Below are 25858 nucleotides of genomic sequence, written 5' to 3'. Positions count from 1 at the left end.
CGCCGATGGTAGTGTGGGGTTTCCCCATGTGAGAGTAGGTCATCGTCAAGATTGAATTCCGAAACCCCCGTCTGCTCACGCAGACGGGGGTTTTGTTTTGGGCGTGCAAAAAATCCTCCAGACATTTCCTGAAATGAGCTAAGTTTTCATCCCATGGTGCCGACAGTATGGTGAATGATGCGTGCACCAAAGTGGAGCAGTCATAGAACGCTGCCTGCGCCCCCCAACGAGTGTTGCACCCGCACGCATCCCCATTTTCGGCATAATAAGAAGTCCATGAAATGAATCTGAAATTCAGCCATAAAATCCTTTTGGCCGCCTCCGGTGTCGTGGTTCTCGCCTTTGCGCTGTTCACGTTCTACAACGACTATCTACAGCGCAGTACCATCCGGCAGAATCTCGAGTCCTCCGTCCAGCAAGCCGGTGACCTGACCGCCAGCAGCGTGCAGAACTGGTTGGGCGGGCGGATCCTGGTACTGGAGAACCTGGCGCAGAACCTGGCCCATCAGGGCAGCAAGGCCGATTACCCGGGCCTGGTCGATCAACCGGCATTGACCTCCAACTTCCAGTTCACCTATGTCGGTCAGACCGATGGCACCTTCACCCAGCGTCCTGACGCGAAGATGCCCGACGGCTACGATCCACGTCAGCGCCCCTGGTACAAATCCGCTGTCGTGGCGGACAAGACCATGCTCACTCCGCCCTATATGGCCTCGGTCGGCGGCCTGGTGGTGACCATCGCCCTGCCGGTGAAGAGCAACGGGCAATTGCTCGGTGTGGTGGGGGGTGACCTGAGCCTGGAGACCCTGGTGAAGATCATCAACTCGGTGGACTTCGGCGGGATTGGCCAGGCCTTCCTGGTCAGCGGCGACGGGCAGGTAATCGTCAGCCCGGACAAAGACCAGGTGATGAAGAACCTCAAGGACCTCTACCCGAACTCCGGGCTGCGGATTACCAAGGGCATCCAGGAAGTCACCCTGAACAACCAGGAACGGATTATCTCGTTCACACCGGTGGTGGGCCTGCCTTCGGCGGACTGGTATATCGGCCTGTCCATCGACCGGGACAAGGCCTACGCGCCACTGAGCAAGTTCCGGACTTCGGCGTTGATCGCGATGTTGATTGCCGTGGTGGCGATCGCGGTGCTGCTGACCCTGTTGATCCAGTTCCTGATGCGTCCGTTGACCACCATGGGTCGTGCGATGCAGGACATCGCCCAGGGCGAGGGCGACCTGACCCGCCGCCTGAGCATCGAGAACCGGGACGAGTTCGGCGAGCTCGCCGGTTCCTTCAACCAGTTCGTCGAGCGCATCCACGCCTCCATCAGTGAAGTGTCCTCGGCCACGCGCCAGGTGCACGACCTGTCCCAGCGGGTGATGAACTCCTCGAATGCCTCGATCATCGGGTCCGATGAGCAGAGCGCACGGACCAACAGCGTGGCGGCGGCCATCAACGAGCTGGGGGCGGCCACCCAGGAGATCGCCCGCAACGCCGCCGATGCTTCGCAACACGCCAGTGGCGCCAGCGAGCAGGCGGACGACGGGCGTCAGGTGGTGGAAAAAACCATCCTGGCGATGACCGAGCTGTCGCAGAAGATCAGCCTGTCCTGCACCCAGATCGAAACGCTGAACGCCAGCACCGATAACATCGGGCACATTCTTGATGTGATCAAGGGCATCTCCCAGCAGACCAACCTGCTGGCCCTCAACGCGGCGATTGAAGCGGCGCGGGCGGGCGAAGCGGGACGCGGGTTTGCCGTGGTGGCCGATGAGGTGCGTAACCTGGCCCACCGGACCCAGGAATCGGCGGAGGAAATCCACAAGATGATCACCTCGCTGCAGGTCGGTTCGCGGGAAGCGGTGACGACCATGAACGCCAGCCAGGTGTCCAGCGAAGAGAGCGTTGAAGTCGCCAACCAGGCCGGTGCCCGTCTGGTCAGCGTGACCCAGCGGATTACCGAGATCGACGGGATGAACCAGTCGGTGGCGGCTGCGACCGAGGAGCAGACCGCGGTGGTGGAAACCCTCAACGTCGATATCAACCAGATCAACCTGCTGAACCAGCAGGGTGTGGCCAACCTGAATGAAACCTTGAAGGATTGCGATGCCTTGGCGCAGCAGGCCGGACGGTTGAAGCAGTTGGTGGACAGTTTCAGGATCTGATCCCGCGATACCTGTGTTGACCCCCTCTCTTGTGGGAGCAGGGCTTGTGTGGGAGCAGAGCTTGCTCGCGAAGGCGGCCTCAAGGACGCCAAAAGCTTCGCGGGCAAGCACCACTCCCACAGAGAGCGGCTGTTGTTCAGCAGGCCGCAGGCGACACCTGACGGCAGGCGCCTAACTTGATCAGGCCAACAACGTCCGCACATTGTTCATCGCATCATCGGCAAACCCCTGAACAAAACTGCGGAACCCCGGCAGCGCCTCCTCACCACCACTGGCCGGTTCGGCAATGATGGTCCAGGTTGCGCGGCTGCGGTCCGCATCCAGCGCCTCGACCGTCATCGACGCCCACAGCTGGCCAACCCCCAGGGTGTTGTAGATCGTCGTCCAGGTCATCCGCCGTGCCTGCTCGTCCCGCGAGTTGAGCTGCTCGACCACCAGGTTACCGTCCTTGAAGAACTTCTTGCGCAGCGAGCCGACGCCTTCGCCGGTGATCTCGATGCGCTCCAGCGCCGTGATAAACGCCGCAAAGCCACCGAAATCGCCGACCACGGCCCAGACCGTAGCGGCGTCGCGGGCCACTTCCACCGATGAAATCACCGGGCTGCCTTGTGGATTGCGGATCAGGCTATCGGGTTGCAGGTTATTCATGATGTAACTCCTTGTGGGTGGGGGTGAATCAGATGAATTGAATCTGTTTGAGGTAGTCGCAGCCCTTGCGCAGCAGCGCCGGGGTCTTGGCCGGGTATTGCTCGCCCATCTCGCGCACGGCTGCGGCGGCATGGGCATGGCCGATGGCCGAGATATCGCCGATGTCCTCTTCGAAACCGTTGAGGTAGAAACCGAGGACTTCGAACAGCGCATTGTTGCTGTCGACCCGGTGTAACTGGCGCTGCCAGTCGGCGACACTGACCAGCTGGAAGTCATGGCCGGCTTCACGGAACGAGGCCATGTAGTCGGCCCAGCTCAGGGGTTGCGGGTTATGCAGGTTGAACACCCCGTGGGCGCTGGTACGTCGGCCGTGCACGGCGATGAAGCGGGCGAGGAAGTCCACCGGCATCAGGTCGAAATTGAGCTCCAGGGCGGGCACCTGGCCCAACTGCAGCGAGCCCTTGAGCATCAGCATCAATCGGTTCTTGTGGGGCTGGCTGACCCCGGTGCGGCTGTTGAAGCTGATATTGCCGGGCCGGTAGAGGTTGGCCCAGGCGCCTTGCTCGCGGGCCCGTTGCAGGATCCGCTCGCCGACCCACTTGCTCAGGTTGTAGCCGTTGCGGATATAGATCGGCGGTGTCTGGGCCGCCGGTTGCTCGAGCACCCGACCCTCGGCATCGGTACTGCTGGAGGCCGACAGCGTCGAGATGAAGTTGAAGATCTTCTTGCTGCGCCCCTCGCACAGGCGCAGGCATTCGAACAGCGGATCGACGTTATCGGGTGCCAGCGACTCGTAGTCGAGCACGTGGTTGACGTTGGCCGCGTTGTGCACCAGGGCGCCGAACTCGCGATCGATCCGTTCATAGACCGCCGGGGCGAGCCCCAACAGAGGACGGGTCAGGTCGGCGGCATGGACCCGCACCCGGCTCAGATCCAGGTGCTCCAGGCGGTTTTCCCGCAGGGCCCGGGCAAAGCGCTCGGCCGCCGGTTCCGCGGCGCTGTCGCGGACCAGGCAGGCGACCTCGACGGCCCCGCCGGCCAGCAGCGCTTCGACCAGGTGCACGCCGACAAAACTGTTGGCGCCGGTCACCACCACCTTGTTCACATCGCCAGCGCGATCAGCGGGTAATACGTTGAGGCCCAGTTCCCGCTCGACATCGATCAGGATCTGCTCGCTCAGGGCCTGGCTGGTGGCGGCGCCACCGACCAGCATCGCCAGGCGGCACAGGGTCGGTTCCTCGATAAAGCGGTTGATGGAGATACCCCGGCCATACTGCTCGCGAATACCCAGCAGCATTTTCGACAACAGGATCGAGTGGCCGCCCAGGTTGAAGAAGCTCTCGTCGGTGGAGATATCTTCGACAGGCAGTTCCAGCAGCTCGGCCCAGAGTTCCAGCAGGCGACTTTCGTCCGCCGTGGCGGGTAACCGGCGGCGGCTGTTTTCGGGCGTCTCCACCGGCAGCTTGAGCAACGCCGCGCGGTCGATCTTGCCGTTGCTGGCCGAAGGCAGGCTGGCCAGCTCGGTGTAGACGGTCGGTTGCATATAGTCCGGCAAGTAGCGCTCGGCATGCTGCCTGAGGGCGTCCTGGCCGCCGACAGACTGCGGCTGGCTCATAAAGGCCAGCACCCGCCGCCGGGGATCGATGACCACCGCGATCTGGCGGTACAGCCGGCTGTCGCGCAGGCACTGCTCGATCTCCTCCGGCTCGACCCGGAAGCCGCGAATCTTCACCTGGTTGTCCCGGCGCCCGCACAGCTCGATGCCTTCGCCGGTCCACTTGGCCATGTCGCCGGTGCGGTAGGCACGCAGGCTTTCGCCCTGGCCCAGCGCCAGTTGCAGGTAACTGTCCGCCGTCTTGTCGGGATTGTTCAGGTAACCGAGGCCGACCCCGGGGCCGGCGATATACAGCTCGCCGACGGTCTGCTCGGCGACTGGCTGGCGCTGTTCGTCGAGAATCAGCACCTGGCTGTTGGCGATGGCCTGGCCCAGGCTGCGATTGCCGGAGCCGGGCCGGAAGCGCCTGGCGGTGACCAGCACGGTGGTCTCGGTAGGGCCGTAGAGATTGTAGAAATGGCACTGGGTCGAGAGCTTCTCGATGACATCCGGTTCGCACACGTCACCGCCGGTCATCACATGGCTCAGGCCCAGGGGCGTGTCCAGCGGCAGGATACTCAGCAGTGCCGGCGGCAGGAAGGCATGGCTGAGCCGTTGCCCGCGAATCAGCGCCAACAGTTGCAAGGGATCGCGACGCTGGTCTTCAGTCGGCACCACCAGCGCCGCGCCGCTGACCAGGGTCGGGAAGATGTCGATCAGCGACGAGTCGAAACTCAGGGTGGAGAATTGCAGCACCCGACTGGTTTCGCTGAGCTGCACATAGTCGGCATACCAGGCGGTGAAGTGGCTGAGGTTGTGCTGGCTGAGCAGCACGCCCTTGGGCTGTCCGGTGGTGCCCGAGGTATAGAGCGCCAGGCAGGGTGCCTGGGGGGCGCGTGCCTGGCGCACCAGGGGCTGATCAGTCGGTTTTTGCGCCAGGCCACGGACATCCAGGGCCGGCAGCTGTTCGGCCAGGGAAGATTGTCCGTCATGCAGCAGCAGGCTGGCGCCGGCATCCTTGAGAACGAACAGTTGGCGTTGCAGCGGGTGGCCCGGGTCCAGCGGCAGATACACCGCGCCGGCCCCGAGAATCGCCAGGATGCTGGCGTACAGCGCGGGGCTCTTGTGCTGGCAGAGCCCGATCACCGGCGGTTCGGTGAACGGTCCCAGGGCATCGAGCCGGGCCAGCAGACTTTGCTGGATCGTCCGGCTCAGGTCGTGCAGTTCCCGGTAGGTCAGCGACACCCCGTCCAGGGTCAGCGCGGGGCGTTCGGCGAAACGCAGCAGGCTGCTTTCGATATGCTCGATGACCGACACCTGGGCCAGGGCCAGCAACTCGGGGCGGGCGGTCTGGTTGAGACGGTGTTCGAAAGCCAGCGTCTCAAGCCTGCGCAGATCCTGTTCCGGGTGCTCCGACGCCGATGGCAACGTGGCGGCCTCGGCAAAGTAATCGGCGTCGCGGGAATAGCGGCTGACCTGCAAGGCCACCCGCTCCACCAATGCCTGGACTGCGGCGAGGCGTAGCGCCTGGCCGTTTCCGGAGCCGTCCTGATCAACCCCCAGGCGCTGGATCAGGCGGCTACCGGCATCCTCGACCAGCCGACAAAGCAGGCTGAGTGCGGGCAGGCCCTGGGGCGCCACGGGCCCTTGTTCCAGGCGCAGGGCCAGGTGAATGCAGGCGCCGAGGTCGCGCCGCCAACTGGTGGGCAGCACCAGGCTGCCATCTTCGATCAACAGATCCGCCGCGCCCGGCGGTTGTGCTTCGATGGCCTGTGCGTGACTCAGGCGTTGAATCGAATGACCGTGCTGTTCCAGCTCGCGGAGCAATTCATCCAGCGCCTGGCTGCTGCCGACGAGCAAAAGGGTGAGACGTCTCATGATGATCTCCTTGGCTAGATCAGGTAGTCGCTCAAGGCGTCCTGAACACAGGGCGAATCGAGCAGCGAGCTGTTACGCAGAAAGCGCACGATATTGATCACCAGCGGATGGTGGCGATTGATCGGATACGCCAGCCCCAATGCCTCGCGCCTGAGTTCCTGGCGAATCGCCTCGCTCACCGGCAGGTGCTCGATCACGCGGAAGTCGAAGGCTTTCTGGATGTCGTTGGTCAGGTAATGGACGATGAACACCGGCAGGATCTGCGCGATCAGGTCGCGGTCGTCCTCACTCGCGGTCTGCCAGTAGATCCGCACCAGGCGCGTCCAGAACCCGGCATGCCGGCCTTCGTCGAGCAGGTGGTCGGCCATCAGGCCCTTGATCGAGGGTTTGATCGTGTCGTCCTTGGCAAAGGCCGCGACATCGTTGGTCACGGTGTTTTCCGAGATCGCCACGCAGATCAGCTCCATGGCCGCTTGCAGGTGCTCGGGGGCCATCCCCATGGCCGCCGGGATCGCCCGGCTCAGTTCGATTTCCTCGGGCAGCTCAAGGGGTTCGATGCCGGTCATGGCCACGGTCTGCTGCATGAAGTCCATGGCCACCAGGGCGTGATAGTCCTCGTCCACCACCACGGTCATGGCGTCATAACGACAGGCGAACGGAAAGCGGATCGGGAAGCGCCCCTTGGCAATGCTGCGGGCGGTGCGGTCGACGATATCGGTCTCGAAAATCACCACGTCATTGATGAATTTGTAGAGGCTCTGCAGCAGCACGAAATCCCGCTGCTCCGGACACAGGGTGAGGAAACTCTCGCTGCTGACCAGGGGCTGGCGGCTCAGGGGATAGATCAGCCGATCGTCGTCCTCGAGCAGGCGCCGTGGGCGGGTGCGGATGCTGGCGCGGCTTTCCCAGGCATCGGCGAAGGAGGTGTAGTCGACGGCGTTCATGAGAGGGCCACCTCGACGGCGCGTTCGCTCAGGCTCAGTTGCAAGCCGTCCCACAGCGCCAGGCGGCTGTCCACGGCGGCCAGGGCGGCGCTGTAGATCTCCGCCTCGCGTTGCGGCTGACCGCCCACCAGGCGTTCGAGCAAGTGTTCGGCCGCCGGCCCGTGGTCCTCGGAGTCGACATCGATATGCCGTTGCAGGTAGTAGCGCAACGTCGGGGCCTGGGCGTGATCGATGCCCCACTCATCGAGAATCCGCTGGAACATCTGCGGGATGACACTTTCCCGGCCGTGCAGAAAGGCCGCGGCCACCTGATGCGCCGAGGCGTGGAGGGCGATATCGAGGGTGTTTCTGACAAAGCCGATCACCATCGGCGCGGCGTTCACCGTGCGCAGCGCGGTGTCGACCGTCACGCCTTCACGCAGCAGTTCGATGAAGTGCTCGATGGCGGCGGTGCTGGCGCCTACCTCGCGCATGGCTTCCAGATACAACTCGAAGTGGCTGCAATGGCCGGGGCCTTCGCGTTGGTCCGATTCCTCGCCAAGGACAATTTCATTGATCAGGCGTGCGGCCTGGGGGTCCCTGGGCGGTAGCCAGGGCAAAGTGGTACAGGTCAGTTCCTGTTGCAAGCGCTTGGTCAACGACATGAAGTCCCAGACCGCAAAGACATGGACTTCCATGAACCGTCGAAGGAGTGAAAGTGAATGAATCTCACTGAATACAGGATGTTGGGTCAGTTGTTCTTTACGGGCGTCGAGAAGGTGCTTTAGTGCGCTCATTAATATTCACCACGTGTCTGCGAAGTTGAAAGGGCTGTGACAGGTTGCACGGTGTTTTCTATACGGTATGGCGGTGTCACTGTGTTGCATTGGCTAACGGGCGGACGAACAGAGTCCTCAATAAGAAATTGAAAGTATCGAGAGGAATCACGGCGTATTTAACGTACGCCAAAGTGTCATCGTGCAAGCGTTTTGAGCGTATTTTGTTTGGTGTTGCCGGGCGCCTATGTCTAGGCTGGCTAAGGCCTTGGCGACAGGGGTTGCCCGAAAGCCATTAAAAATTAATACAAATAATCAGCGCGGATCAAGTTATTTTTAGAACAATTGTAAGTGTCACTTTTTAATAGATGAGTGTCCCCGATAACACTGGCGATGCCGTGTTTTTAGGGGTGAGAGTGCCCCTTCCGAATAATAACGATCAGAATTTAAATGAATGATGGAATGCCTCATTCAACTGGCTCTCAATGGGATGGGTTAATAGTTTGATAGGCGTGGCCGAGACACGGCTGATCCGTACTTCCGGCGCGTGGAAGTCCTCCTTGGTTGAGTGATGTAATCCGAAAGTTGCATGCGCAGAGCCGTACGTCGCTCGTCAATTGATTATCGGTGAGCAAGCCTGTGCCCAAACGGACAGTTCTGCTATCGCCGGAAGAGGCGAAACCTGTCCGAAGCGGTGAATAGATAGGGTCATCCCGCGTGGCAGGGCGTGCGCCCACGACCTTTTTCACAAATCATGGAAAACAGCTGATGGCAGCTTGTCGGCGGTGTTGTTATCGCTCACCGACAACCCGTCTCATCAGCCTGTGGGCTGCCATGCACATCGGTAGAACAGCAGACCCCGGGCCCAACAGGCGTATCGGCTCAGGGGTCAAGACCGGGCCTGGGCCAGATAACGCAGAATCACTTCAATGCCGCGTTGCAGGTGGTGTCGCAGATTCTCCACGCACACCTCGATCTCGCCGGCCCGAGCAGCGCTGAGAAGGGCGCGATGGTCATCCTGGGAGAGTTTGCCCAGCCCCATGGCGGACAGGTTGAAACGCAGGAAGCGTTCTTCTTCCACCAGGCCCTGCTCGATCAGCTTCAACAGTTTGTGATTGGGGGCCTTGCTGTAGAGCCCCATGTGGAACAGGCGATTGAGCCGTCCGACCTGGGTATAGTCCTGTTCGGTTTCCAGCAGATCGATATAGGCCTCGATCTGCTTGAAGTCGTTGTCATCGAGCAGGGGCACCGACAGGCGCAGGGCCTCGGTCTCCAGGAGGATCCGCAAGTCGTAGGCTTCGATGGAATTATCGACGATCAAAGGGGCAACCACGGCCCCCTTGTGATGCACCACATTCAGGAGTTCCTGGGCTTCGAGCTGGCGCAGGGCTTCACGCACGGGCATGCGGCTGACGCCGAACAGCGTCGCCAGTTCCTGTTGGCGCAAGGCCAGGCCACAGGGAAGACGCCCGTCCAGGATGGCGTTGCGCAAGGTCTCCTCAATCACCGCCCGGGCCAGATGGGCGGGTATGGGTCCATTGACGTGAACGCTGTTCAAGGGATTCGGTTTTTCCGCCACGCGACTACTCTGTTTTGAACAAGGTTGAAGGGTGATCCGATGGCACACTAGAAGCTGCCCGGGTGCTTGTCAAACCGTCCATTCTCTGCGCCTGAGGCACGCGATAACGGATGATTGCATGGTGCCATTCTCTTTCACCAGCCCTCACTGAAACTATCAATCGATTCCCAAGTGGCTGTAGGGACTCGCCCTCTTGGCGATGCGTATTGCTTCCCGCGGCTCCAGTGTTTTGCACAAGGTTCCAGAACCCGGGTTTTCAAGGTATCCGGATGTGTCGGATAGGTCCTCGGGGCACGTGAAAAAATCATCGCCTCTCACCGGCTCGGCGCCGGGGCGCTTATGAAAAAGGCCCTATTGATATTCCTTAATAGTATTTAAGTTATCTCTCTTATATCTATATCGTCATATTTCTGCGTGCTCACCGACCCTTGGGTGGGCCGTATGAACTGAACCCACACGCGACCCGCGTGAGTGTCTGATCACCAAGTGCACCTCTGAGCGTGCCCTGCGCAGGAGTCCTTCCATGTCCCTGGCTTCTTCCGTTTCGACCACCGCTGATGCCCCGGCACAGCACTTCGACGTCCGCCCCTTTGATGGATCGGTGGGCGCTGAAATCGTCGGCCTCGACTTGAGCCAGGCGCTCAATGCCGAGGACTTTGCGCGCGTTCACCGTGCGCACCTGGATCACCCTGTGGTGGTGTTCCGCGACCAGCGCATCAGTCCCGAACAGCAGATCGCCTTCAGCCGTCGGTTTGGCGTGTTGCAGATTCATGTGCTCAAGCAATTCCTGCTGGCGGGGCACCCGGAGATCCTGATCGTTTCCAACATCGTCGAAAACGGCCAGAACATCGGCCTGGGCGATGCGGGCAAGTTCTGGCATTCCGATCTCTCCTATAAGGAGCTGCCGAGCCTCGGTTCGATGCTGCACGCCCAGGAGCTGCCATCCGAAGGCGGCGACACCCTGTTTGCCGACCAGCACAAGGCCTGGGACAGCTTGCCCGAGGCCCTGCGCAAGGCGATCGAAGGCCGTTCGGCGGCGCACTCCTACACGGCGCGTTACAGCGAGACCAAATTCGAAGGCAACTGGCGGCCGACCCTGACCCCTGAACAACTGGCCCAGGTCGCCGAGGTGGTGCATCCCATCGTGCGTACCCACCCGGAAACCGGGCGCAAGGGGTTGTTCGTCAGCGAGGGTTTCACCACGCGGATTGTCGGCCTGCCGGAAGACGAAAGCCGCCAGCTGCTGAGCGAGCTGTATGCCCACAGCGTGTTGCCGGAAAACATCTACCGCCATCAGTGGCAGCCCCACGACCTGGTGTTCTGGGATAACCGTTCGCTGGTGCACCTGGCCGCCGGTTGCCCGAGTGACCTGCGGCGCAAGCTCTACCGCACCACCATCCAGGGCGATGCCCCGTTCTGATCCGATCGCTTCAAGGAGCATCCCCATGCCTGCATCCTTTGCACTGTGGCCGAAACTCGGCCGTCTCACCACCTCCCTCGGCCTCGGCTTGAGCCTGTTGGCCGGCAGCCTGCTGGCGCCTGCCACGGCCCAGGCCGAGGGCGAGATCCGCGTCGCCGAACAGTTCGGCATTGTCTACCTGTTGCTCAACGTGGTCCGCGACCAGCACCTGATCGAGAAATACGGCAAGGCCGAAGGCATCGATATCAAGGTCGACTGGACCCAGCTGTCCGGCGGCGCGGCGATCAATGACGCGCTGCTTTCCGGCTCGGTGGATATCGCCGGTGCGGGTGTCGGGCCCTTGCTGACCATCTGGGATCGCACCTATGGCAAGCAGAACGTCAAGGCGGTCGCTTCCCTGGGCAACTTTCCCTACTACCTGGTGAGCAACAACCCGAAGGTCAAGACCATCGCCGACTTCACCGACCAGGACCGCATCGCCTTGCCGGCGGTTGGCGTTTCCGTGCAGTCGCGCTTCCTGCAATACGCCGCGGCCAAGCAGTGGGGCGACAAGGAATTCAATCGCCTGGACAAATACACCGTCGCCGTCCCGCATCCCGACGCCACGGCGGCGCTGATCGCCGGCGGCACCGAATTGACCGGGCACTTCTCCAACCCGCCGTTCCAGGAACAGGCGCTGGAAAACCCCAACGTGCATGTGGTGCTCAACAGCTACGACCTGCTCGGGCCGAACTCGCCGACGGTGTTGTTCGCCACGGAGAAATTCCGCAACGACAACCCGAAAACCTACAAGGCTTTCGTTGACGCCCTGGCCGAAGCGGCCGAGTTCGCGCAGAAGGACAAAGGCGCGGCGGCGGACACCTACCTGCGGGTGACCAAGGCCAAGATCGACCGTGCGGCGCTGCTGAAAATCATCGACAACCCGCAGTTCGAATTCAGCGTGACGCCGAAGAACACCTACCCCCTGGCCGAGTTCCTCTATCGTGTGGGCGCCATCAAGCACAAGCCGGAATCGTGGAAGGACTACTTCTTCGAGGACGCCAAACTGTTGCAGGGGAGCTGACCGACATGAATGCCCCCTTGCAAGGCCACACGGCCAGCAACCCGAGCGTCGCCACCCCGGCGTTGCTGGCGGTCGACCAGGTCAGCCTGGAATACCGCACGCCGGCGCGGGTGGTGCGGGCGACGCATCAGGTCAGTTTTGAAGTCGACCGTGAAGATCGTTTTGTGCTGCTCGGGCCTTCGGGCTGTGGCAAGTCGACCTTGCTCAAGGCGGTAGCCGGGTTTCTCCGGCCCTGTGAAGGCGAGATCCGCCTGCAAGGCCAGGCCGTCACCGAGCCGGGCCCGGACCGTATCGTGGTGTTCCAGGAATTCGACCAGTTGCCGCCCTGGAAAACCGTCAAGCAGAACGTGATGTTTCCGCTGCTGGCGTCCGGCAGCCTCAAGCGTCGGGAGGCGGAGGAGCGGGCGCTGCATTATCTGGAGAAGGTCGGGTTGTCGGCCTTTGCCGATGCCTATCCGCACACCTTGTCCGGCGGTATGAAAGCCCGGGTGGCGATTGCCCGGGCCCTGGCGATGCAACCCAAAGTCCTGCTGATGGACGAGCCCTTCGCCGCCCTCGACGCCTTGACCCGGCGCAAGATGCAGGAGGAGTTGCTGCAGCTCTGGGAGGAGGTGCGCTTCACCCTGCTGTTCGTCACCCACTCGATTGAAGAGGCGCTGGTGGTGGGCAACCGCATTCTGCTGTTGTCACCCCATCCGGGTCGGGTACGGGCGGAGATCCACAGCCATCAGTACAACCTGCACAGCCTGGGCGGCGTCGAGTTCCAGGCGTCGGCGCGACGGATCCACCGGCTGCTGTTCGACGAAACCCCGCAGGCTGAAACCGAACTGAATTTCGCCGATATCCGCATCGCCTATTGAGCGGCTGGAGGAATGCCCGATGAGTCTTTCATCCCCTGTGCGTGAAGAATATGAAGTGGTCCTGGAGCCGTTGCTCGAGGTCCCGCTGGAGCGCGAACTGCCTCTGGGGCAACGGTTGTGGCAACAGGGCTGGTTACGCAAGAGCCTGATCCTGATCTTGCTGGCGGTGCTTTGGGAGGCCGCGGCGCGGTATCAGAACAACGATCTGTTGCTGCCGAGTTTTCTGCAGACGACGAGTGCGTTGTACGACGGCCTGATCAGTGGTGAGTTGCTGAGCAAGGTCGGGATTTCCCTGGTGGTGCTGCTCAAGGGCTATGTGCTGGGGATCGTCCTGGCGTTCGCCTTGACCACATTGGCGGTGTCGACCCAGTTTGGACGGGACCTGCTGAGTACCCTGACGTCGATGTTCAACCCGTTGCCGGCGATTGCGTTGCTGCCGCTGGCGTTGCTCTGGTTCGGATTGGGGCAGAACAGTTTGATTTTCGTGCTGGTGCACTCGGTGCTCTGGGCGTTGGCGCTGAATACCTATGCCGGGTTTCTCGGGGTGTCGGAGACCTTGCGCATGGCGGGGCGTAATTATGGTTTGAAGGGTTTGCGTTTTGTGCTGTTCATCCTGATTCCGGCGGCGTTGCCGTCGATTCTCGCGGGGTTGAAGATCGGCTGGGCGTTTGCCTGGCGCACCCTGATCGCGGCCGAATTGGTGTTCGGCGCCACCAGCGGCAAGGGCGGGTTGGGCTGGTACATCTTCCAGAACCGCAACGAGCTCTACACCGACAAGGTATTCGCTGGCCTGGCGGTGGTGATCCTGATCGGCCTGCTGGTGGAGAACCTGGTGTTCGACACCCTGGAGCGAATCACGGTGAAGCGTTGGGGGATGCAGCGCTATAGCTAATGAGAATGCTTTTGAGAACGCCTACGTCGCGGGGTCGCGACGAAGATATTACATCTGTCCTTTGGGGTTCTTTGATGCGGGTCAATAGTCCGATGATCGGATGGAGGCATATTGATATTAGTGTTTACATGACGACCTTACTACTGTCGCGCATCGATAGGGAGGGCCATTCAACCCCCCTCTGATCTCTGCAAGAGTGGGGCGGCGATCAACAAAGTCCTGAAGCACCGGGAAGGAGCCCGACACCGTGTTTGTCTTCCTTCCCGTGAGTGGGCTACCGCCATGCCTGACATTCAGGATCTTTCCCAGGTTTTCATCCAGACCCTAGAGCAGAGCATCGACAGTGTTGTGGTCATTGATAGCCAGAACAGGGTCATCCTGTTCAACGCTGCCGCCGAAGCCTTGTGGGGGTACAGCCGGGAGGAGGTGATCGGGCAGAACGTCAGTATCCTGGTGCCACAGTTGATCCGTGCGGAGCACGACGGCTACATCGATGCCAATCGTCGCAGCGGCCTCAACAAGATCGTCGGCACCAGTCGCGACGTGCTGATCGAGCGCAAAGACGGCGCCCGGCGTTGGGGGGCGATGTCCATCTCCAAGGTCAAGAGCGACGGCCAGTTGATGTACACCGCCTTCATCAAGGACATCACGGTCCAGCATGAAGAGCGCGAACGCCTGTATCTACTGTCACTGGTGGTCGACAGCACCGAAAACGCAATCATCGTCACGGATGCCCAATGGCAGATCCGCTACGTCAACGGTGGGTTCACCGAGATGTTCGGCTATGACGAAGCCGCCGTGGTGGGACGAACGCCCATCAGCCTGATTGCCCCCTATTTCGAGGTGGGAGATATCGCCGCCATCCGTGCTCAGTTGGGGCGCGGTGAGGCATATCACTCACAGGAATTCGGTTATCGCCATGATGGCCGTCGTGTCTGGTGCAATGTCACTACCTATCCGGTGCTCGATAGCCTCGGTCACCTGACCCATACCGTCAGCGTGCTGATTGACGTGACTCATTCGCGAATGCCGGAAGTCCTGCGGCACAAAGTGCTCGAAGCGATGGTTCGAGAGGAATCACTGGCGGCCTTGATGATGTTGGTCTGCCGTGAAGTCGAGCGGATTGCCCCTGACGTGATTGCTTCGATTCTGCGGGTGGACGAAGGGGGCACCTTGCACCCCCTGGCCGCCCCCAGCTTGCCTGAACATTACTCCAATGCGCTGGATGGCTTGCGCATCGGGCCGCAAGTGGGGTCTTGCGGTACGGCGGCGTTCAGCGGTGAGCCGGTGGTTGTGGCGGACATTGCTCATCACCCGTTCTGGGAAGGTTTTCGCGACAAGGTGATTCCGTTGGGGCTCAAGGCCTGTTGGTCGACGCCGATCAAATCCAGTTCTGGCCGGGTGCTCGGGACCTTCGCGTTCTACTACCGGGAGAGGCGCGAGCCGAGCCCGCTGGATCAACTGCTGGTGAATGCCACGATCCACCTCTGTGCGCTGGCCCTGGAGCGCGAAGAGTCCCGCGCGCATATTCGTCAGTTGGCGTTTTACGATGACCTGACCGGGCTGCCCAATCGCAATATGCTGCACGCCAAGGCCGACCAGGCGATTGCCGATTCGGTGCGGAGCAAGAGCAGCCTGGCCGTGGTCTTCATTGACCTGGACCGCTTCAAGCAGGTCAACGACTCCCTTGGGCATGCGGCGGGCGATGAGTTCCTGTGCATGATCGCCCGGCGTTTGCAGGAGCGGCGACGCAAGCAGGATATTGTCTGTCGGCTGTCCGGCGATGAGTTTGTGCTGGTATTGCCGCAATGCTCGCTGGAGCAAGTGACCGATCTTCTCGTCAGTCTCAAAAGCTGCCTGAGCGTCCCGTGCCAGATCGCCGGGGTGACCCTCAGGCCGTCCGCCAGCATTGGCGTCAGTATGTTTCCCGAGGATGGCCGGACCATGGAGGTCCTGCTGCAACGGGCCGACATTGCCATGTACCAGGCCAAGACCAGCGCACGGGGCAGCGTCAGTTTCTTCAGTCACGGGCTGGATCAGATGGCCAAGGGGCGGCTGAGCCTGGAAACCGCTCTGCGTGAGGCGATTGATCGCAAACAGCTGCATCTGGTGTATCAGCCGCAGGTCGATCTCAACCATCAGGACCTGTGCGGCATCGAAGCCTTGGCGCGTTGGAGTCATCCGCAATTCGGCGAGGTATCACCCTGCACATTCATTCCCATGGCCGAGGAGTGCGGCCTGATCGGCGAGTTCGGCCAATGGTCGGTGCGTGAGGCTTGTCGGCAGCTGGCGAGCTGGCGTCGTCAGCACCTGAAGGTGCCGAGCATTTCGGTGAATCTCTCGCCGACCAATTTCCACAACCGTGATCTGCCACGTTTTATCAGTCGGGCCTTGTCGCAGAACGGACTGGTGGCGGCGGACCTGACGGTGGAGATCACCGAGAGTGTGTTGATGGACAACAACCCGGATACCTTGTGCACGATCGATGAGATTCATGCCCTTGGGGTCCGTCTGGCCATGGATGACTTCGGCACGGGCTATTCGAGTTTGAGCTACCTGCGGCGGTTGCCGATCCAGGAGCTCAAGCTCGATCGCAGTTTTGTCCACGACCTGGAAACCGACGAGACCAGCCAGGCCTTGAGCGAGGCTGTGATTCGCATCGGCGAGAGCCTGGAGTTGCGGGTGGTGGCCGAGGGGGTGGAAACCCTTGGCCAGCAAAAAATCCTCCAGGCCCAGGGCTATGAGGTGGCGCAGGGGTTTCTGATTTCCAAACCGATGCGGGCGGCCGAGCTGGGTGCCTGGCTGGAGAGTTTTCGGCTCAATGCCTGAGGTCCTGTCGTCGACATCACTCGGCAGGTGATGAACACCCGTTGATTTTGTGGTGCCTGTCCCGCCGTCTTCGCGGGCAAGCCCTGCTCCTACAGGTTTGTGTCGTACGCAAAATCTGTGACCGACTCGAAACTGTAGGAGCAGGGCTTGCCCGCGAAGGCGGCGGGACAGGCGCCACAGACTTTGGATCAGCCCGTAGTCCCCATTGTCGACGTCTCATCGATCACCGAGTCCACCCACGACTGCGCCAACTCGATCAAATGCACCGTCCCCATCGCCAACTTGCGCTTCGCCCCGTCGAGTTGGTCGGCGGACTCATAAGCCGTGGCCGCCGCCGATTGCAGGATCGACAGTGCGTTGACCAGCTTGTCTTCCACGCTGAGTAACGACGGGATACGGGCGGGCGAGGGCGAGAAGGTCGGGTGAGGTCTAAGCGGATCGTCGCTCATCGGCAGCCCGTAGTGCGCAAAGGCGCGTTCGGCAGCGGCATCGAAATGAGGTTTTCCGGTCTTTGCGCGACGTGATGCCGGGAAAGTGATCGGCGGGTCGGGTGTCAGTCTTTTATCCATGGTCCAGCTCCTACATGTCTGTAATGAGGGGCCATCGTTTGCCGTTCTCACGCGGCAAAGGGTGGCAGCTGTACACAGGGTGAGAATACCGGACAGTAGGCAACCGGCCAGACCGAAGTCTGCCTGCGCACAGCCGCCATGAAGCGTTTTCTGATGAAAAGGCGTTCGTAACGAAAGTGGCGCTGATGCGCTTACTGAGCACGGGTTCTCACGCCCGATCGCTGATTTTGCAGCGATAGGACGAAGACTAGTGACCGCTTCCAGCAGGCGCAAGGCGAAAGGATTTTCTAGGAAACTTCAGGCAAGGGAAAGGGAATTGTCCGGTCGCTAAGGGTTCTGGAGAAACACCACATACCCCCGAAACCACTCATTCCCCTTCAAATACCCCGGTGCCTGCCACTCGCCGCCCTGGATCAAACCGACCTTGAACGGCACGCCCAGCCGGTTCATCCGTGGCAGATACGCGGCGTAATCGGGAATGCTGTGCCGCCCCTGATACGTCTGCACCACCACCTCATCCACCACGCCCTTGAGTTGGGCGATGGCCGCCGGGTCGGCATTGCTGCTCCAGTCCATCAGTCCGGTGATGCTCAGGCGCAACTCCGCCGGCAGTCGCTGGCGCAGGTCGCGCAAAAAAGCGGCATATTCGTCGAGATAGCGGGTGCGGGCATCGAAGTCGATCTGGATGCCGACCACCGGATTGCCCGCCTGTTGCCAGCGTTTCACCTGGCCAAGCAACTGCTGATAGACCGACTCCGGCCAACGCAGGGTGTGGGCGCGATAGACCACCCAGACCTCGCCCCGGGTCAGGCGTGGAATGGCAATGCCCTGGGCGATAAAGTTGACCGTCCGCTGCGGCGAGCGCCGCGACTCGCTGACCTGGCCTTGCAGGATGTAAAGGCTCTTGGCCCGGCTCAGCACCGGCTGCGGGGCGACGCCGCTCCACAGCCAGAAACTGTCGTAGTCCCGCGCATCGACCGCCGCCCGGGCATCGGCCAACGCCAGCAGCCCGGCCAGCAACAGCCAGCGCCAGCGACCCACGGCCACTTACCAGTAGTACTGCAGCGACTTGCCCCACTGGGTGCTGGCATAGCTGGTTTTAAGCTGTTTGAACCAGGCCTTGCGCTGCGCCGGTGTCACTTCCTTCCCGCCGCAACTGTTGTAGCCCGAGGGCGCATAGCAGTTGATGGCGCGGAACAGTGCGTAGGCCTTGTCGGTGGACGACGCTTTGGCATCGCCGATCACGCTCTGGTAACCGTCGAGACGCGAGAAGGTCGTGCCCTTGAACAAGGACGCGGTCCCGCCCAGTTCATCCGCGCTGCGCTGGCTATCCAGCGGCATGCCGTCCAGGCTGTTGCGCAGGATGAATTCCCCCAGGCAGTTCAGCGCCTGGGGCTGCTTCGCGTCGGCTTGCAAGGTCGTCGCCGTCTCGCCAATGGTCGGGCAGGCATAGCCGGACTCGGCCTTGGCACCGCTCCAACGGAACAGCTTGAGCGGCTGGCCGCCACTGTAGGTGTAACCCAACGAGGCGCCCAACTTGGTGTCGGACGGCTCGGCCGGCAACTGCTTGAGGTCGGCGGTGAAATCGGCGTAATGGCCCAGGCGCAGGTCCTTGTAGAGCAATACGAACAGGGCTGTATCCCGCTCGGTGGAGGCTTCGCCCTGGGCGACCTGACGCAACAGCCCGGCATCGGCGATATGCCGCAACAGGATGGCGCGCACCTGCGCGGTCTTGATCGGCGAGTCGGCGGCAAAGACCTTGGCCACCTGCTGGTTGCGCTCGTAGTGATTGGCCAGGGCCAGTTCGACCTGCTCGCGTTGCAGCGGCTGATGGACTTGCGGCAGCAATTGCAGCCAGAGGGCCTCGGCACCGTTCACGTCCTGTTTTGCGTCCAGGGCCAGGCCGCGCAGCATCTGCTGGCTGAAGGCGAGGTAGTCGAGTTTCGCCGGGATCTCGGTCGGCAGGCTCTTGAGCGCCAGCTCCGGGTTTTTCGCGACATACAGCTGGAACGCCGCCTGCAAATAGTCATACAGCGCCGGTTGCGCGGCGAAGATCGGTTTCTGCGCCTGGAGGATTTCCAGGGTCAGCTTGGGCGTGGCGTTCTCGCCGTATCCGGGGCGCATGCCCATCAGGTCGTCGAGGGCCTGGAACAAGGGTTGCTCGACCTTGCCGCCGCCGAACAGCATCTTGTTGTCGATCTCCTGCACCAGCTCGTCAGGCGTCACGTTGCGCTGTTCGGCCTTGGCCTGGCCCAGTTGCCAGAGGTATTCGGTCGCCTGTTTTTCGGCATTCCCCGCCAACCAGTAGACCCGGCGCAGCAGGCCGCGGGCGGAGGTCGCATAGAGGCCCTCGGGCCAGGTGCCGAGGTAATGCTGGAAACCTTCTTCGGCCAGTTTCAGCTGGGCCGCGTCGGCCTCTTCCTTGGTCGGCATGCCGTCGCTGTCGAAGGTGTTCTGTTGCGCCAGGTTGAGGGCGGTGCGCGCCTGCATGTACTGCGCGGTTTCCTTCAGCCAGGGTTGCGGGCTTTCGCCCAGGCTGGCGAAGGCCTGGGCGGCGTCGGCGAAGCGCCCGCTATAGAAGCTGATGGCACCGTTCAGGTAGCTGGCAAATGCCTGGCCCTGGGCCGATTGCACGGCGGGCACCAGGCTTGCTTGCTGCGCCGGCTCCCAGGCGCAGGTGCCGAGCATCTGCACGCGAGCGCGGGCCAGGGCCTGGCGCTCGGGGTCGGGCAGTTCGCTGCTGCCCAGCAACTGGTTGATAAAGGTCGTGGCGCTGTCGGTGTCGTTGCTGCGGCAGCGGCCACCCTCGCCGGACAGCAGCGAACTGACGGCGGTGTCGGCGTTTTCGCGGGTGATACCGAGTTTTCCCAGGGCCTCATCCAGCGGGGCGGCGACGGGCTTGCCTGGTTCTGCACCGACGACCGGCTCAGGGGCGGCGTCGAGGCGGGTCGTGGCGAACGGTACCGGGCCGAAGCCCGCGCCCAGGTCGTCGTTGCTCAACGGGTTGGGCGCCAGGGGCAAAGCGCTCTGGTCGGCGAGCAACAGGCGCAGGTTGACCCGGCTGTCGTTGCCCGGGTTGAGGAAGGCGAGGTTACTGCAGCCGTCGAGGCTGTACTTGAGCATTGACCAACGCGGGTAGCAGGTGTCGTCGGAACTGGCCAAGGCCTGTGAGCAGAAGCCGGCGCTCACCGCCAGGGCCAGAGATGTCAGAAGACCGATACGCATGAATTGTCCCTAATTCCGTAAACGAGCGGCACCGAGGCCGGAAGTGGTGCAAATAATACCGAAGCCGGGCCGCAGCACCTATGCTTGTACCCAGCACGACGCTGCAGCCTGTGATCTGCCGCACATCGGCAACCTCCCGGTCGCTCGATAAGCATAGTGGCAATTGGCTTTACGCTTGATACGGCTGCCGTAGACTCGCGATTGTCCGACAAGGAGTCCCTGTATATGTGGTGTTTGCGGATGGGTTTGTTTGGGTTGTCCTGCATGGCGTGCCTGGCTCAGGCGCAGACGCCGGCCGAGACTGACCCGCTGTTGGATAACAATAATAATGCTGCAGCGACCCATGCCGTCGCCGCGAGCGAGGCCCGTGGCGTGTTGCGCGCCCGTGACCAGGCGATGCTCGCCAGCGAGCTGTCGGGGCGTATTGTCGAGTTGCCGTTCAGTGAAGGTGAAACCTTCAAGCAGGGCGACACCCTGGCACGGTTCGACTGCTCGGCCTATCAGGCCCAGCTCAATGCCGCCCAGGCCGCCAGCCGCGGTGCCGGTGAAGAGCTGGCCCACAATAAACAGTTGGCTTCGTTGAACTCCGTCGGCCGCTTCGAAGTGGCCCGCGCCGAGGCCAAGCTCGCCGAAACCCAGGCCCAGTCCCAGGTCTACCAGGTGCAGGTCAAGCGTTGCAGCGTGATCGCGCCCTATGACGGCCAGGTCGTGCAGCGCAAGGTCCAGCGCTATGAAAGCGTCTCGGCCGGGTCGCCGATGCTGGAGATCGTCGACAACCGTACCCTGGAAATCCACCTGCTGGTGCCGTCGCGCTGGATGGGCAAGCTCAAGGCCGGCCAGACTTTCAGTTTTGTCCCGGATGAAACCGGGCAGCCACTGACTGCCACCATCAAACGCCTGGGCGCGCGGATCGATGAAGGCAGCCAGACGCTGTTGCTGGTGGCCAGCCTGCCCAAGGCCGACGGCCTGCTGGCGGGTATGAGCGGCACCGCGCATTTCGAGGCACTGAAATGAACGCACCGGTAGCGGGTGCCGTGGAACGGGTGTTCGCCCAGTTCCTCGACCTTGAACGCCTGACCCGCGCTGCCCGCACCACCGAACAGCTGGCCTACAGCCTGGTCAACGACGGCCAGGCGCTGTTTGGCTTTCGCCACGCTGCCCTGCTGATCGCCGGTAAGGTGCGGGCGGTGACCGGGGTCAGCTCGGTGGAACCGAATGCGCCGTTTGTCGCCTTCGTCGAACACGCCGTGGCGCAGATTTTCAAGCTGGAACGGGCCAAGCCGGCGACCGTGGTGCCGATGGATGCCTTCACCACCTCGGTGCGTGAGGACTGGCAGAGCCTGTCGGCGCCCCAGGTGTTCTGGCTGCCGCTGCTCGATCACAAGGGCGAGGTCTTCGGCGGCCTCTGGCTGGCTCGCGACAATCCCTGGAGTCCTTCCGAACAGGTGCTGCTGGCGCAATTGGGCGACACCTACAGCCATGCCTGGCTCGCCCTGCAGCCCCGCCGGCCGTGGCGTTTGCGTTTCACCCGCAAGCGCCAGGCGTTGCTAGTGGTCCTGGCGCTGCTGAGCCTGTTGATTCCAGTGCGCCAGTCGGTGCTGGCGCCGGCGGAAGTCGTGCCGCTGGCCGGCCGGGTGGTGGCAGCCCCGCTGGACGGGGTGATTGCCGAGTTCCTGGTCAAGCCGAACCAGACAGTGAAGAGCGGCGACCTGCTGGTACGTTTCGAAAGCACCACCCTCAAGGCCCAGGCCGATGTGGCCCAGCGCGCCCTGGGCGTGGCCGAAGCCGAATTGAAGGCCAATGCCCAGCGGGCTTTTGCCGATGCAGAGTCGAGTTCGAAGATCGATTTACTGGCGGCGCGGGTCGAGCAGAAGCGCGCCGAGCGCGATTACGCCGCCGAATTGCTCAAACGCAGCGAAGTGCGCGCCGAGCGTGACGGTATCGCGGTGTTCGCCGACGCCGAACGCTGGACCGGCAAGCCGGTGCAGACCGGTGAGCGGCTGATGGAAATCGCCGACCCGAGCCAGGCCGAACTGCGCATCGAACTGGCGGTCGGCGACGCCATTGCCCTGACGTCCGACGCCGAAGTCGCCTTGTTCCTCGACAGCGACCCCTTGCAGCGTTACTCGGCCAAGCTGGAGCGGGTGGCCTACGAGGCGCAATCGACCCCGGCCGGGCAGTTGGCCTATCGCCTGGATGCCAGCTTCACCGATACCTCGGTACCGCGTATCGGCTTGCGCGGCACGGCGAAACTCTTCGGCCAGCGCGCGCCGCTGGCCTTGTACCTGCTGCGCCGGCCCTTGGCCGGGCTGCGCCAGAGCGTCGGGCTGTAATGAACTTGCCCAGCCTGCGTGCGGATCTGCAGCTCACCGCGGCCGCCCCGGCGTTGGATGGCTCGCCGCGCTGGACCCTGGCCGACCCGGTGCGCGGGCGTTATTTCAAGCTCGGTGTCCAGGCCATGCGTTTGCTGCGGCATTGGTCGCTGGGTGATCCGACGCAGGTGCTGCAAGCGGCGAACCGCGAACCGGGCCTGCCCCTGGGCGACCCGGAGCTGGAGCAGTTGCTGGGCTTTTTGCGTTCCCATGACCTGATCGCCTCGCTGGACCCGCAACAGCGTGCCAGCTATGCCTGGAAAGCCGCCGCGTCGCGCCAGAGCCTGTGGCAGATGGCGCTGCATCAATATCTGTTTTTCCGCATTCCCCTGTGGCGCCCGGATGCCTTCCTCAATCGCGCCTGGCCCTGGCTGCAACGCTTCGGCCCGCGCCTGCTGCGCTACGGTTTGCCGGCCACCCTGGGGCTCGGGGTATTCCTGGTTTCGCGGGACTGGGAGCGTTTTCTCTCGACCTTCCCGCACCTGTTCAGCCTCGGCGGGGCCATGGCCTTTGGCATCGCGCTGTTCTTCGCCAAGCTCTGCCACGAGTTCGGCCATGCCTTCATGGCCAAGCGCGCGGGGTGTCGGGTGCAGAGCATGGGCGTGGCCTTCATGGTCATGCTGCCGCTGTTCTACACCGACGTCAGCGACGCCTGGCGGATCAACGACCGCAAGGCGCGATTATTGATCGGGGCCGGCGGGGTCATGGCCGAGATGCTGTTGGCCTGTATCGCCCTGCTGGCCTGGTCGCTGTTACCGGATGGGCCGGCGCGCACGGCGGCGTTCATGCTCGCCAGCGCCACCTGGCTGACCACCCTGGCGGTCAACCTCAACCCGTTCATGCGTTTCGATGGTTATTTTCTGCTCAGCGACTTCTGGGAAATCGACAACCTTCAGGGCCGGGCCTTTGCCCTGTGCCGCTGGCGCTTGCGCGAGGCCTTGTTCGGCTATGACGAGCCGGCCCCGGAACCCTGGCCGCCGGCGATGCGCCGACGCCTGCTGTGGTGGGGCTTCCTCTCCTGGTTGTGGCGCGCGGCGCTGTTTTTCGGGATCGCCCTGGCGGTCTACCACCTCTTCTTCAAATTGCTGGGCATCTTCCTGATGATGGTGGAACTGGGTTGGTTCATCTTCCTGCCGATTTTCAAGGAGACCCGCGAATGGTGGTCGCGACGTGAGCAGGCGCATACCCCACGGGTGTTGCTCAGCGGCCTGGGTCTGCTGGCGCTGCTGTTACTGGTGGTGGTGCCCTGGCGCAGCAGCGTGGAAATACCGGTGATGCTGGAAGCCGGGCGGGTCACGGCCCTGCACGCGCCGGTTGCCGCGCGGGTCAAGCAGGTCAATGTGCATGATGGGCAGATGATCGAGGCGGGCACGGTGCTGGTGGAGCTGGAGTCGCCGGACGTCGATTCGCGGTTGATCATCGTGCGCCGTGAAATCGATATCCTCCAATTGCAGATGCGCCGCCAGGCCGGACGCAGCGAGACCGCGGCGGATGTCGGTATTCTCGAACAACGGCTGGCGGAGGCCGTCGCCGAATACCGGGGGTTGCAGGCCCGTCGTGAGCGTTTGTTGCTGAAGGCGCCCCAGGCCGGCCAGGTGCGCGACCTGATGCCGCAATTGGCGGTCGGGCGCTGGGTTTCGACCAAGGAGCCGCTGGCGCGGGTGGTCGAGGGTGGCACCCGTATGCGTGGTTATCTGGCCGAAGAGGACTTGTGGCGAGTTGCGCCGGGGGCGAAAGGGCGTTTTGTCGCGGATGACCCGATGCGCCCGGCCTGGCCGGTGGAGTTGCTGGACGTCGACGCCAACGGTGTGGCAGCCATCGACCAGGAGGCGCTGACCTCCGATCATCACGGCCCGATTGCCGTGCGCCGCGACGAAAACCGTCGTCCGGAGCCGGTGCAGGCGCAGTACGGCGCCCGCTTGCGGTTGCTCGAGGATATGCCGACGCCCAGCCATCCACTGCGCGGTGTAGCGGTGTTGCAGGGACGCAGTGAGTCACTGTTGGGCACGGCCTGGCGGCGCATGGCCGCCCTGGGCGTGCGGGAGAGTGGTTTCTAGTCAGTACAACGGTTCAGGGAGTACAACCGATGTTGAACAATGCGTCTGCCGCCGGTTTGTCCATGCGGCCCTCACGGCCTACCGACGGGCCTTTTCTGCAGAGTCTCTATAAGTCGGCCCGGCCCGAGTTGCAGTGGATCGACGCCGATCCCGAGGTGGTCGAACAGGTGGTCGCCCAGCAATTCCAGGTGCAGGAGCATGGGATCGGCGAGCACTTCCCCGATGCGATGCACTACGTGGTGGAAAAGCTCGACATCCCCATCGGCGTGCTCAGCGCCGACTTCGGCCCCAACGAAATCCGCGTGCTGTACCTGGCGTTTATCCCGGCGGCCCGTGGCAAGGGGTTTGGTCGTAGCGTGCTGCAAGGGGTGCAGAAGGCCGCCGAGCAGGTGCGCTGCCCGGTGGCGACGGTGGTCTGGGCGAGTAATCCCCAGGCGCGCCAGCATTACCTGGCGCTGGGGTTTCGGGTCGAAGAGAGCTCGCCAGGGGCTGAGCGCTTGATCTGGTACCCGGGGTTCAGTTGAAAGCGATATTGAAATAACCCAGGGCCGGATCACGGCCCAGGGGCGGCTCGCGGGACACGAAGACGGCGTCTACGCGGCCCAACTGCGGTAACTCCAGGGCGCACAGGCCGTCGACGAACTCCGTCGGTCCCAGGCTGCGCAACACCACGTTGAAGGGAATCCGGCTGCTCTCCGGCAGGCGCGATTGCGGGCGCAGCGCGATCGACTCGATCTCGATCGGCAGCAGGCTGCCGTCGGGCAGGTGCAGCGGGCAGTGCTGTTTCATCAGCAACTGGAAGTGTTCACTTGAAACTTGTTGCAGCATCGATATTCTCCGTCATACGCGGCAAGAATCAGGGCATTTGGCTCAACACCGCTCAGTCAAGGCCAAACACGGTCCCTGTAGGAGCAGAGCTTGCTCGCGAAGAGGCCCGTGAGAGCACCAAAAGCTTCGCGGCGTACGGCGACCTGACAGGCCCGGCTCCTACAGGTTTCGCGGCGCGTTCAA

The 25858-nt window shown here is 62.5% G+C and carries 19 protein-coding genes; 10 read left to right on the top strand and 9 right to left on the bottom strand.

Going from position 1 to position 25858, the window contains the following annotated elements; genetic code table 11:
- Positions 1–281: 281 nt before the first annotated feature.
- Positions 282–2162 carry a methyl-accepting chemotaxis protein gene (locus tag HX830_RS29555; protein ID WP_103499820.1) on the top strand — a complete coding sequence of 627 codons (1881 nt, stop codon included), beginning with the start codon at positions 282–284 and terminating at the stop codon, positions 2160–2162.
- A 180-nt stretch (positions 2163–2342) separates the two neighbouring features.
- Here the strand turns inward: HX830_RS29555 and HX830_RS29550 are convergent, their stop codons facing one another.
- From HX830_RS29550 to HX830_RS29530, 5 genes are all read right to left on the bottom strand, one after another.
- On the bottom strand, positions 2343–2810 hold the full coding sequence (locus tag HX830_RS29550; RefSeq protein ID WP_103499530.1) for an SRPBCC family protein: 468 nt from the start codon (positions 2808–2810) through the stop codon (positions 2343–2345).
- Positions 2811–2838: 28 nt separating this feature from the next.
- The gene (locus HX830_RS29545) at positions 2839–6282 is read right to left on the bottom strand and encodes an amino acid adenylation domain-containing protein (RefSeq protein ID WP_177104199.1); all 3444 of its coding nucleotides are present in this window, start codon (positions 6280–6282) and stop codon (positions 2839–2841) included.
- Positions 6283–6296: 14 nt separating this feature from the next.
- The gene (locus HX830_RS29540) at positions 6297–7226 is read right to left on the bottom strand and encodes a diiron oxygenase (RefSeq protein ID WP_103499532.1); all 930 of its coding nucleotides are present in this window, start codon (positions 7224–7226) and stop codon (positions 6297–6299) included.
- Complete coding sequence (locus tag HX830_RS29535; protein ID WP_103499533.1) at positions 7223–8002, bottom strand: DUF3050 domain-containing protein; 780 nt, start codon at positions 8000–8002, stop codon at positions 7223–7225. The genes HX830_RS29540 and HX830_RS29535 overlap by 4 nt, the downstream gene beginning before the upstream one ends.
- 868 nt (positions 8003–8870) lie before the next feature.
- Positions 8871–9560, bottom strand: a complete 690-nt coding sequence (locus tag HX830_RS29530) for a GntR family transcriptional regulator (RefSeq protein WP_103499534.1) — start codon at positions 9558–9560, stop codon at positions 8871–8873.
- Positions 9561–10083: 523 nt separating this feature from the next.
- On the opposite strand from HX830_RS29530, the gene HX830_RS29525 reads away from it, so the two are divergent.
- From HX830_RS29525 to HX830_RS29505, 5 genes are all read left to right on the top strand, one after another.
- Complete coding sequence (locus tag HX830_RS29525; RefSeq protein ID WP_177104197.1) at positions 10084–10980, top strand: TauD/TfdA dioxygenase family protein; 897 nt, start codon at positions 10084–10086, stop codon at positions 10978–10980.
- Between the two features lie 25 nt (positions 10981–11005).
- Positions 11006–12043 (top strand): ABC transporter substrate-binding protein, encoded by a 1038-nt coding sequence (locus HX830_RS29520; protein WP_177104195.1) that lies wholly within the window; start codon positions 11006–11008, stop codon positions 12041–12043.
- 5 nt (positions 12044–12048) lie between these two features.
- Entirely contained in the window at positions 12049–12903 is an 855-nt protein-coding gene (locus tag HX830_RS29515; RefSeq protein WP_152741833.1) for an ABC transporter ATP-binding protein, read from the top strand.
- 19 nt (positions 12904–12922) lie between these two features.
- Positions 12923–13795, top strand: coding sequence for an ABC transporter permease (locus HX830_RS29510; protein WP_103499538.1), 873 nt, complete (start codon positions 12923–12925; stop codon positions 13793–13795).
- A 282-nt stretch (positions 13796–14077) separates the two neighbouring features.
- Entirely contained in the window at positions 14078–16624 is a 2547-nt protein-coding gene (locus HX830_RS29505) for an EAL domain-containing protein (protein ID WP_152741832.1), read from the top strand.
- A 188-nt stretch (positions 16625–16812) separates the two neighbouring features.
- On the opposite strand, the gene HX830_RS29500 is transcribed toward HX830_RS29505, so the two are convergent.
- The 3 genes from HX830_RS29500 to HX830_RS29490 all read right to left on the bottom strand — a co-directional run bounded on the left by HX830_RS29500 (position 16813) and on the right by HX830_RS29490 (position 20418).
- Positions 16813–17193, bottom strand: coding sequence for a DUF6124 family protein (locus HX830_RS29500; RefSeq protein WP_177104193.1), 381 nt, complete (start codon positions 17191–17193; stop codon positions 16813–16815).
- 327 nt (positions 17194–17520) lie between these two features.
- A complete protein-coding gene (locus tag HX830_RS29495; RefSeq protein WP_177104191.1) occupies positions 17521–18234 on the bottom strand; it encodes a DUF3142 domain-containing protein in 714 nt (237 codons plus the stop codon).
- 6 nt (positions 18235–18240) lie between these two features.
- Positions 18241–20418 carry an outer membrane assembly lipoprotein YfiO gene (locus tag HX830_RS29490; protein ID WP_152741830.1) on the bottom strand — a complete coding sequence of 726 codons (2178 nt, stop codon included), beginning with the start codon at positions 20416–20418 and terminating at the stop codon, positions 18241–18243.
- A gap of 225 nt (positions 20419–20643) precedes the next feature.
- Between HX830_RS29490 and HX830_RS29485 the strand changes: the two genes are divergently transcribed.
- The 4 genes from HX830_RS29485 to HX830_RS29470 are packed head-to-tail and all read left to right on the top strand — an operon-like array spanning position 20644 to position 25371.
- Entirely contained in the window at positions 20644–21432 is a 789-nt protein-coding gene (locus tag HX830_RS29485) for an efflux RND transporter periplasmic adaptor subunit (RefSeq protein ID WP_152741829.1), read from the top strand.
- Positions 21429–22751 carry an efflux RND transporter periplasmic adaptor subunit gene (locus tag HX830_RS29480; protein ID WP_152741828.1) on the top strand — a complete coding sequence of 441 codons (1323 nt, stop codon included), beginning with the start codon at positions 21429–21431 and terminating at the stop codon, positions 22749–22751. The genes HX830_RS29485 and HX830_RS29480 overlap by 4 nt, the downstream gene beginning before the upstream one ends.
- The gene (locus tag HX830_RS29475; RefSeq protein WP_152741827.1) at positions 22751–24847 is read left to right on the top strand and encodes a biotin/lipoyl-binding protein; all 2097 of its coding nucleotides are present in this window, start codon (positions 22751–22753) and stop codon (positions 24845–24847) included. Before HX830_RS29480 ends, HX830_RS29475 begins: the two co-directional genes overlap by 1 nt.
- 29 nt (positions 24848–24876) lie before the next feature.
- Positions 24877–25371, top strand: a complete 495-nt coding sequence (locus HX830_RS29470; RefSeq protein ID WP_152741826.1) for a GNAT family N-acetyltransferase — start codon at positions 24877–24879, stop codon at positions 25369–25371.
- On the opposite strand, the gene HX830_RS29465 is transcribed toward HX830_RS29470, so the two are convergent.
- On the bottom strand, positions 25364–25675 hold the full coding sequence (locus HX830_RS29465) for a DUF6916 family protein (RefSeq protein ID WP_152741825.1): 312 nt from the start codon (positions 25673–25675) through the stop codon (positions 25364–25366). The genes HX830_RS29470 and HX830_RS29465 overlap by 8 nt on opposite strands.
- Positions 25676–25858 lie beyond the last annotated feature (183 nt).

Origin of the sequence: Pseudomonas gingeri (assembly GCF_013385425.1) — a bacterium.
In the GTDB taxonomy this organism is placed as follows: domain Bacteria; phylum Pseudomonadota; class Gammaproteobacteria; order Pseudomonadales; family Pseudomonadaceae; genus Aquipseudomonas; species Aquipseudomonas gingeri_D.
The sequence above is the reverse complement of the archived record's forward strand: the minus strand, read 5'-3'. Positions and strand labels throughout refer to the sequence as shown.